Source organism: Nitrospiria bacterium, assembly GCA_035517655.1.
In the GTDB taxonomy this organism is placed as follows: domain Bacteria; phylum Nitrospirota; class Nitrospiria; order JACQBZ01; family JACQBZ01; genus JACQBZ01.
Window position 1 is genome coordinate 1 of record DATIYJ010000039.1, and the last position, 8,940, is coordinate 8,940.

Annotated in this window: 9 protein-coding genes; all 9 read right to left on the reverse strand. The window is 58.1% G+C overall.

The annotated features are described in order from the left end of the window. Position 1 precedes the first annotated feature (1 nt). Positions 2-604, reverse strand: a complete 603-nt coding sequence (locus VLY20_07640) for an energy transducer TonB (protein ID HUK56515.1) — start codon at positions 602-604, stop codon at positions 2-4. A 19-nt stretch (positions 605-623) separates the two neighbouring features. Beyond that, complete coding sequence (locus tag VLY20_07645) at positions 624-1,028, reverse strand: biopolymer transporter ExbD (protein HUK56516.1); 405 nt, start codon at positions 1,026-1,028, stop codon at positions 624-626. Then, complete coding sequence (locus VLY20_07650; protein ID HUK56517.1) at positions 1,015-1,668, reverse strand: MotA/TolQ/ExbB proton channel family protein; 654 nt, start codon at positions 1,666-1,668, stop codon at positions 1,015-1,017. Before VLY20_07650 ends, VLY20_07645 begins: the two co-directional genes overlap by 14 nt. Before the next feature lie 60 nt (positions 1,669-1,728). Continuing rightward, entirely contained in the window at positions 1,729-4,128 is a 2,400-nt protein-coding gene (locus VLY20_07655; GenBank protein HUK56518.1) for a TonB-dependent receptor, read from the reverse strand. A gap of 81 nt (positions 4,129-4,209) precedes the next feature. Beyond that, positions 4,210-4,515: a hypothetical protein gene (locus VLY20_07660; GenBank protein HUK56519.1), complete on the reverse strand. Its 306-nt coding sequence runs from the start codon at positions 4,513-4,515 to the stop codon at positions 4,210-4,212. Positions 4,516-4,539: 24 nt separating this feature from the next. Then, positions 4,540-4,959 (reverse strand): Fur family transcriptional regulator, encoded by a 420-nt coding sequence (locus VLY20_07665; GenBank protein HUK56520.1) that lies wholly within the window; start codon positions 4,957-4,959, stop codon positions 4,540-4,542. Between the two features lie 184 nt (positions 4,960-5,143). Beyond that, complete coding sequence (locus VLY20_07670) at positions 5,144-6,133, reverse strand: hypothetical protein (GenBank protein ID HUK56521.1); 990 nt, start codon at positions 6,131-6,133, stop codon at positions 5,144-5,146. Positions 6,134-6,211: 78 nt separating this feature from the next. Continuing rightward, complete coding sequence (locus VLY20_07675; protein ID HUK56522.1) at positions 6,212-6,976, reverse strand: carboxypeptidase-like regulatory domain-containing protein; 765 nt, start codon at positions 6,974-6,976, stop codon at positions 6,212-6,214. 350 nt (positions 6,977-7,326) lie between these two features. Then, entirely contained in the window at positions 7,327-8,661 is a 1,335-nt protein-coding gene (der, locus tag VLY20_07680; protein HUK56523.1) for a ribosome biogenesis GTPase Der, read from the reverse strand. Between the last annotated feature and the right edge of the window lie 279 nt (positions 8,662-8,940).

An 8,940-nucleotide genomic window follows, 5' to 3' on the forward strand; every position in this document is an offset into this window, starting at 1 on the left:
TTTACTTCACTTCCACGGATACACGGATATCCTGTATTGAAGCGACGGGGCTGCCGTCCTTCATGGCCGGGAAAAAACGCCATGTCCGGAGCGTATCGAGTATCACCTGGTTCAGCCTTGGATTGCGTGTCGGAGTGATCAACTCAACGGCGGCCGTGCCGTCCGCATCCACACGGAAACGGGCGACCGCGACGGCCGTCAGAGCCTCTTCACGAAGATCGTCCGGAACCCGCGGCATCGGCCGGTAGATCACGCGAGCTCCCTGCCCTTCGGCGGGCAGAGGCACGGTCGAGGGAACGGGCACGCTCGGCGGAGGGGGCGTCGGCTGCGGTGCGACTTCCGGAACAGGCGGCGCCGCTTCCGGCGGAGGCGGCGCGGGTTCGGGAGGCGGCGGAGATTTGGGCCGGAGCGGGTGGTGTTTCACAGGCGGGGATTGTATCGACGGAGGCGGAGGTAGTTCTACAAACTGCGCCTCGATGAATTTCGCCTGGGAAAGCGGTTGTTCCAGTCCCTTCAAATACAGTCCCATACCCCAGAGCCCCGACATCCCTATCCCCAGCGCGATCGGCAGAATCCAGGGCAGGCGGCGCCAGGGGGTATCCAAGGGCGGAAGTCCAGACCTCTCAGTCGGCATGTTTGACCGCAATCAGAAAATGTTCCGCCCCCGCGTCGCGGGTTTTCAGCATCGCCTGCACGACGAGGCCGTTCGGCGCGGCGGAGTCGGCCGCCACGATGACGCCAGCCTCGGATCCCTGCAGCATGGGCTTCAAAACATCGACCAGCGTCGCGAGCGTCACGGGAGTCTTGTTCAGGAATATCCCGCCGTCCTTCGTCACGGTCAGCGTGACCGGCGTCCTGGCCTGCATCGGCGCCGCGTTGCCCCGGGGAAGATCCACGGCCATGGAATTGAGGTTTTGCATCGCCAGGGAAGTCAGCATGAACGTGGCGAGGAGGAACAGCATCACGTCGATCATCGGAATGATCTCGATGCGACCCCTTCGGTACGATCTTGATCTAGGCAACTTCACCGGGCGCCTCCTTCTCCGGTTGATCCAACCGGACGTGCTCCATCAACCGCGTGCCCAAGCGTTCCATCTCGTCCAGGGTATTGGACTGAAGGCGGGAAAAAAAATTGAAGATAAAGAGGGCGACGACCGCGATGGAGATGCCCAGGGCGGTGGCGATGAGCGCCTGAGCCACTCCCCCGGTGATCCGGGCCGGTTCCACCAATCCGTTTCCGCTGATGACACGGAAGGCATCCATCATCCCGGCGATCGTTCCCAATAGACCCAACAGAGGCGCCGCGGTCACGACGGTTTCCAACAGCCATAGTCCGCGACTCAAGGCTTTCTCGATCTGTTTCGCCTCTTCCCCGGCCCTCGACTCCACCCACCACACCGGTTTGTCGCGATGGTCGATAATGACCCGGGAAAACCGGCCAAAGTAGTTGCCCGGTCCAAGCTTGGCCAACTGTTGATCCAACGCCGGCCAATCAAAACCGTGGGTGTCCGCCAGGGTGAACAAGACGCCGGGCGGGCGCGCATAGCGCCAATACACGAAGGCTTTATCGAGCAGAATGATCAGGGAAAGCATCCCCAAAAACAGGAGGGGATACATCATGACCCCGACGAATCGCAAGGCCGTCCAGGCCCGCCCCAAATCTTCCATAACGATCCTCCTTATGAATGGTCCTCAGAAAGGATGGCCGTGACCCGTTTTCAGACGGGATTAAAACGCGTAATTGATCCCCCCGTAGAAGGATCGCCGCGTGGCAAATTGGGGCGCGCCCACGCCCACGCCGCTGCCGTCGCGAAGCTCGTTGACTCGGTCAAAAAGATTCAGAACGGCCAAACGGACTTCAACCTTCCCCCGCCGCGACACCGCGACACCGTGCGTCAGGCCGAGGTTGACCTGAAGATTATACGGAAGCTTTCCGGTGTTGGCGAAACCCCGGCGCAGGCCGCTTCCGTACAGGGCATCGACGTTGTAGTCGGTTTCCAGCCATCGGTACGACACGCCCGCCGAGGAAGTGTAGGTCTGGTCGTGATCCAGATGGATGTAGTGATTGGCGATGTAGTCGAACTCGGCCGGGTCGTCGAAGTTGAATTGCGCGGAGACGATGTCCTTTCCCATCGCTTTCGAATAGGCCGCGTTCAGATAACCGGAAAAATTATCCTTCTTGTAGTTGCTCGTGAACTCCACGCCGTAGATTTTTCCATTTCGGTAATTGAACGGGCTGAACACCAGCGCCTGGCCGAACTGACCCTCGTCCAGCAGGTCCTGCACGATCTTGTAATAAGCGTCCAGACCCAGACTGAGAGAGGAGGTGAGTTGCTGGATGCCCCCGAGATCGAAGTAGTGCGAGTGCTCGGGCAATACGTTGGAGTTGCAGGGCGCGTTGGGGACGCACGAGGCGGCGTTGGTGGTGTTCTGGAAAAGGGCCAGGTCCTTGGGCGCGACGAGCTCCGTAGGCGGCGGGGTGAAATATCGCGCGTAGCCGGCGTGCAGGGTGGTCCCCGAAATCGGCTGGTATACCAACCCAAAACGCGGGCTCACCTGGTTGCCCTGCACGTACGCGTCGACCCAATCCGCCCGAACGCCGTAGTTGACGGTCAACTCGTCAAGCGGCCGCCACTCGTCTTGAAGATACAAGCCGTACAGCCAGGCCGTTTTAGAATTGTTGTCCACGATCGTAACGGGTTGGTCGCCGACGGGATTGCCGTTGATGTCGGTCGGAAAAACCGCCGATGTATTATCGCTCACGGCCCGCTCCCCGCTCGCCAGGAATCCCGCGCGCAGGGTGTGCGCTCCGTTCAACCGGTAGCTGCTGTCTTCCTGAAGGCCGTTGGCGAAACTGGTGCGCTCGACGCGCGACGCGACCCCGTTGAAGATCAGGTCTCCGACCGGGTCGGGCCTGAACAGCACCTGCGAATCGCGGCTGAACGCGGCGATTTGGTAATCGAACCGCGACCCCGCCGTGCCCTGCAACGCCAGAACGCCGTAGCGGTTGACTTCGCGCTGATTTTCATTCAGATCGGCCGAGTCAAAACGGCTGGTTCCGTTCAAAGTAAACCCGGGCGTTTGCCCCGGATTGTTTGGAATCTGGAAGGTGCCTTGGGCGTTTCCCAAAATCAGGCTCAGTCGCGAGGTTGAATTGAGGAGATAGGAAAAGTATCCAAAACCTTTGCCCTGCTGCGTCTTATCGTGAAGCGGGTTGGCGTCGGACGTGGGCGATTCGATCCCCAGATCATTTTGCAGATACGAACCGGTCAGATAATAGTTCAACGGACCACCGGAACCGCCGAACTCCGCGCTGGGTTCAAGGTGATCGTGACTCCCGCCGTAGAGATCCACTCGCCCGCCGTTTGCAAAAGCTTCCTGCTTGGTCTCGATGTCCACCACCCCGGCGGTGCGATAGCCGTATTCTGCGGGGAGCGCGCCGGTCAGAAAATTGAAGCGGTCGGCGAAGCGGGTATCGAACGCCTGGCCGAAACCGGTGATGCCTTCCGGCAGGATGACGCCGTTGATGCGATACTGAACATTGGCGTGTTCGCCCCGCACGTGCAGTTGTCCGTACGAATCCTGCGCGACGCCCGGGGCCTGCAGGAGAACTTGATTGACCGGGGTTTGTTCTCCTTCGGGGAGGACGGCGATATCCTTCTGATCGAAGCGATAGATACTGCTTCCCGTCTCCGGCAACAATCCGTTACGGGCGCGTTCCAATCGTTCCGCGACCACATGGAGGTCCAGGGCCTGGCTTGCGGCCAGGGTCAGTGACGTGCCGGCCTCCTCCCCGGCGGATAGACTCACGATGGCCGTGGCCGGCTCGAACCCGGTCTTTTCTCCGACGACCGCGTAGGTTCCCGGGGCGACGTTCGTAAAGGTAAATTGACCGTCTGGATCGCTTTGCGTCCGGCCAACAACCTGTCCGTCCGCGGACTGAAGACGCAGGGCCGCTCCGGCGAGCGGTTTCCCGATGGAGTCCTTGACCACGCCCCGGACTTGTCCCGCTTCCCGAGTTTCCCCCTCTTTCTTCTGGTTCTGATCCATGTTTAAGTCTTGAGCCCTCACTGAAAAAGACAAACCTATCTCAAGAAAAATCGACAGAGCGATCGCAAGCGCGCGCATAGATTTCCTCCACCAAACGTAACGTTTAGAAGACGGACGTATCCCCTGATTCCCTGGGTTTTGACGATGAATGGAAACGCGTTACAGGAGGGAATGCGGCGGCGCGCGCAGAGAGGCCGTGAAGCGAAGCGGTTTGGGCTCGAACGTCTTTATAAAGGGATTTGAAAAATAAACGGACGCCAGCGCGGTCGAAATAAAAATAACGGACAGGATCGCCGTTTCACCGTGCTGCACCCAAAGGCCGATCTGACAGCCATGCGCGTCGGCAATCTCATCGTTGGCGTAGACATGAAACAGGGCAAAGGCGGAGAAAAGGAGCAGATAGAGAACAAGCCCCAGCGTGATATAGGAAATGAAGTTCGTCTTGGGAAAGCGCACCGGTTTCACGGTACTTCGCCTGTTAATGTGAATTTATTGGCAATTCCTGCAAAGGCCGAAGAACTCGACAAGGTGACGCTCCGCTTTAAATTGTTGACGGATCAACCGGTGTTCCATCTTTCTCACTTCCTCCTCAAGATCGATGTGTTGGATATCGCCGCACTTGTGGCAAACCGCATGATGGTGATGCGGCATAAGAGCAAACTCAAACCGGTCTTCTTTATCGCCCAAGTTGACTTTCTTCACCATCCCTTGTTCGATGAGAAAATCAAGTTCTCGATAGATGGACGTCTTGTGAAACGCCAGCTTCCTTTTTTTTAAAACCTCGATCATTTCACCCGCCGAGAGCAGCTTTTTGGACGTACCAAGTTCACCGATCATGGCTTCTCGAAGTCGCGTAAGGCGGTATCCGCTTTCTTTCAGTCTCTTAAGGATCACGACCACGTTACTCATGGCCGGATAGCATACGCAACTCAGTTGCGTTTGTCAAGCGGCCGGTGGATTGCAGCCCAATGTCGATGAACCCTATTTTCCAGCTGCGATGAATTCGGATAGAACCCGACCCATGGAAGGCAAAACCCAGGAGGGCCGGACGAAGCGGTCTTCTGTGATTTAGGGCAGGCACTTCAACGAGAGTCTATTCGTCCAACTTCAAATCGTTTTCACCCTTGAGGTATTTGCGAAAGCGGGACATCAACTCGTCGCCGAGAACTTCGCCGGGCTTCTCGGGGCGTTTCGTCATAAAGTCGCGGATCTCATCGAGGCGTTTGTCGGCCTGCTCGTTCCCCTGAAGACGCTTGACCTTCTGCTTGGCGGCGTCGAACGCGTCGAAGGTCAGCTCGTTGAAGCCGAGCTTTCGAATCCGCATCACCGCCTTCATCATCGCCTGGTTCCGGTAGCGCGTCAACCTCTCCGAAGAAATCTCCTTGACGCCTTCTTTCCGGGCCCGCCGCTCCGCCGCCTTCTTGATCCCGCTGCGCACGAAATCGGGCGACGTCTGAAGGCGGCGCCAGGCTTCGCCGGACCATTTCACTTCCTCAAGCGGCGTTTCCCAAATGGTTTTGAGATGTTCTTCCGTCATTTCGACAAAATTCTTGGCACGGGCCAGATCCTCGGCGTCGTTCTTGAGCATCTGGAAAACAAAGTCGGTCGCCACGGCCGGAGCGCTTTCGATTTTTTTCATGAGCAGGGCTTTCGCCCCGTCGGTCCAGGGCAGCTCGGCGGCCGGTTTTTGATCCTCGAGCTCCCCCAGGGCCTCGACCTTCTGGAGCAGTTCGACATTCACCTCGAGATGCCCGCGTTCCTGCGCGATCTCTTCCGCGATCTGACGGACCATATCCCGCATGAAGACCGGAACCGTGGCCAGCCTCTCCCGCGCCGCCAGCGTCCAGGGCAGATGGCCTTTGGCCATCTGATCGGCCGCCTCCTGCAAACCTTTCTCGCCGCCCAGAGCGCCCATCGATTCGTTCTTCCACTGGGTCAGCTGTTCCGCCGTGATGAGGGACAGACCCATCTCCCTCGCCTTCTTTTCGGCGAGCTTTTTCACCATCCCGCGCAAAAAAACCGGCGCCTTCTCGACGCTTTTCAGCGCATCCTCCGTCCACCGTATCTGTACGTCACTCGACATCGAACGACCCTTAGGATTCCTCTCGGACCCGTATTGTAACACCGCAGCGGCCGCCCGTCAACGCCGCAAGGCCCGGCCTCATTTTCCGAATTCAAAATGGACCGTCGTTTGGGAGCGGGCGGAGAGATCGACGGTCTGGGCCCGGAGCTTCATGAAGGGATGCCAGGCCGTTACGCGGTATCGGCCGGGGGGCAGATCGCGGATCGAGAAGGTTCCGTCTTCGGCCGTGATCGCATAATAGGGATTATCGACCACGTACGACCAGGTCTGCATGAAGGAATGCTTTCCGCACTGCGTCCAGACGATCCGCCGGCCTTCCGGAACCTTCATCTCCTGGATCAAGGTCGCATCGGAGAGCGCCGGCCGGTCAAAAATTTTGTCGCCGCGTTTGTCGTCCTCGATCACATACGTCTGGATGTCGTGGATGGTATTGTCGTTGTTTTGAAACGTCATGTTCTGCCGGTCGCGCATGACGGACACGAAGGGGCTGAATGCGCAATCCTGAATGGCGATGCGGGGGCCCGTCGAAGGAAAGGGCTTCCCCTGTTTGACACCCTCGACCACCACAACCACGTCCCGCAATCCTCCGTCCTTCGAGACGACGAAGTCCCGCAGAAGCCGGTGCCCTTTCCCATCCGAGATCCGCCCGCAAATCTCGAGGTCGGGATAAACGATCAGGCCGAAAGACCGGGGCGGAGGAACGGCGCCTTTAAATGCGACTTTCCCGTGGATTGTCGCACCCTCCGTCACCGGTTGTTCCATATAAGCCCACACCGGTACATGAGCGAACACAACAAGCGCGACCCAGACCGTCAATCCGATGATCCGAACGTTCACTTTCATTATTTTTCTCTTGCAATGCCCCTTTAAAATGGCCGATTCCCGCATCGTGGCGATCCATTTAAAAAAATAATATTTTGTCTCCATAATCAATAAGTTAACTCAATTGACCCGACCGGTATTCGAGCTATATTAAATATCAAAGGACCGGCCGCACCACACCAATAACGCGAGGAGGTGCCACATGATATTTTTTATTCCGCTTGCTCTGTTCTCCGTCCCGATTTTCCTGGTCTGGACCATGGTTGCATCGCACAGTTCCGGTTAGCGCTTGTTCGTTCTGTCCCGGGTTTGAATCGATGAAGGGGTTGGGAAAAAATTCCAACCCCTTTGTTTTTATACACCCGCTCTTCTCATGATCTCTTCTTCCGGATCCGGAGAGTCAGCGGCGTCCCCGTGAAATCGAATGAGTCGCGCAGGAAATTCTCAAGATAACGGAGATACGGCTCTTTAATCTGCTCCGGCCGATTCGAAAAGATCACAAAGGTCGGCGGACGAACTTCGGCCTGCGTAATGTAATTCAGCTTGACCGGCCTTCCCTGCCGCTGCGGCGGCGGGTTTGCAGAAACGGCCTGTTCAAAGGCGCGGTTTAAGGGACCGGTCGGAATGCGTCTGCCGTAGGCCGTCATGATCGTATCAATCCTTTCAAAGATCTCCTTGACCGGGGTTCCTTTCAAGGCCGAGATATACAGAACCGGGGCGTAAGGAATAAACGCCAGCCGCCGATTCAGTTCCGTTCCGATCTTCTCCCGCGCCTTCGGATCGTTCCGCCGCAGATCCCACTTGTTCACCAGAACAAGACAGCCTTTGCGCGCCTTGAGCACCCGGCCGATAATCTTGGTGTCCTGTTCGACGATTCCCTCGACCGCGTCCAGAACCACGACGGCCAGATCACACCGCTCGATCACCTGCAGCGCGCGCGCCAGGCTGTAGCGTTCGACGCCGCGTTCGATTTTACCGCGGCGCCGAATGCCGGCCGTATCGATGAAGGAATATTCCTTGTCCCCAAATCGCACCCGACTGTCGATCGAATCGCGCGTCGTCCCGGGCGTCGCATCCGTCACGAGCCGGTTCTCTCCGAGCAAGGCGTTGATCAAGGTGGATTTGCCCACATTCGGACGCCCGACCACGCCGATCCTCGGCGTGCCCGTGCCCTCGGCCGCGGGCGCTTCCGTTTCCGGACGCGGCGGCAAGAGAGGCAGGACCGCTTCCATCAATTCATCCAGTCCAAGGCCGTGCTCCGCCGAAACCGGATAGATTGTTTTAATCCCCAACGCATAGAATTCGGCCGCCAGCGGCTCGGACTTGGGCGTGTCGATTTTGTTGACGGCATGGAAAACCGGCTTCTTCAATCGCCGCACCAGGGAGACGATCTCCTGATCCAGCGGCGTGACGCCTTCCCGTCCGTCATAAAACAGGATCAGAATATCGGCCTCGGCCACCGCCTGCTCCGTCTGGGCCTTGACCTGGGATAGGATGCTTCCACGGGATTTTTCCGTTGGATCCAACCCGCCGGTGTCCACCAGCGTGAACGACCGTCCGCCGTAGGTCGCCTCGGCATAGTTTCGGTCGCGCGTGACCCCCGGAATATTTTCCACGATGGCGACCCGCTGTCCCAGGATCCGGTTGAATAACGTGGACTTGCCGACGTTCGGCCGTCCGACAATGGCGATGATCGGTCTTTTCATATCGTTCGTCAGCCTAACACATCGACGGATGCGATGCAACACGGCTTGGCCCGGTTTATTAACCCACTTCCGTGTAGTTGACAGTGGTTTTTTTCTTAATTATAGTGACGCTTACCGATGCCGGCACTTTTTTGCACGATCTTCTTCATCTCCGGAGCCTCGGCGTTGATTTTTGAGACGCTCTGGTTTCATCAGGCCGGGCTGGCGCTGGGGAACAGCGTTTGGGCCTCAAGCCTCGTGCTCGCAGGCTTCATGGGCGGGCTCGCCCTGGGCAACGCG

What these genes read in the sequence shown, in the direction of transcription:
- VLY20_07655 (HUK56518.1), bottom strand. Translation starts at nt 4,128, where the DNA reads ATGCGCGCGCTTGCGATCGCTCTGTCGATTTTTCTTGAGATAGGTTTG.
- der (HUK56523.1), bottom strand. Translation starts at nt 8,661, where the DNA reads ATGAAAAGACCGATCATCGCCATTGTCGGACGGCCGAACGTCGGCAAG.
- VLY20_07665 (HUK56520.1), bottom strand. Translation starts at nt 4,959, where the DNA reads ATGAGTAACGTGGTCGTGATCCTTAAGAGACTGAAAGAAAGCGGATAC.
- VLY20_07670 (HUK56521.1), bottom strand. Translation starts at nt 6,133, where the DNA reads ATGTCGAGTGACGTACAGATACGGTGGACGGAGGATGCGCTGAAAAGC.
- VLY20_07675 (HUK56522.1), bottom strand. Translation starts at nt 6,976, where the DNA reads ATGAAAGTGAACGTTCGGATCATCGGATTGACGGTCTGGGTCGCGCTT.
- VLY20_07650 (HUK56517.1), bottom strand. Translation starts at nt 1,668, where the DNA reads ATGGAAGATTTGGGGCGGGCCTGGACGGCCTTGCGATTCGTCGGGGTC.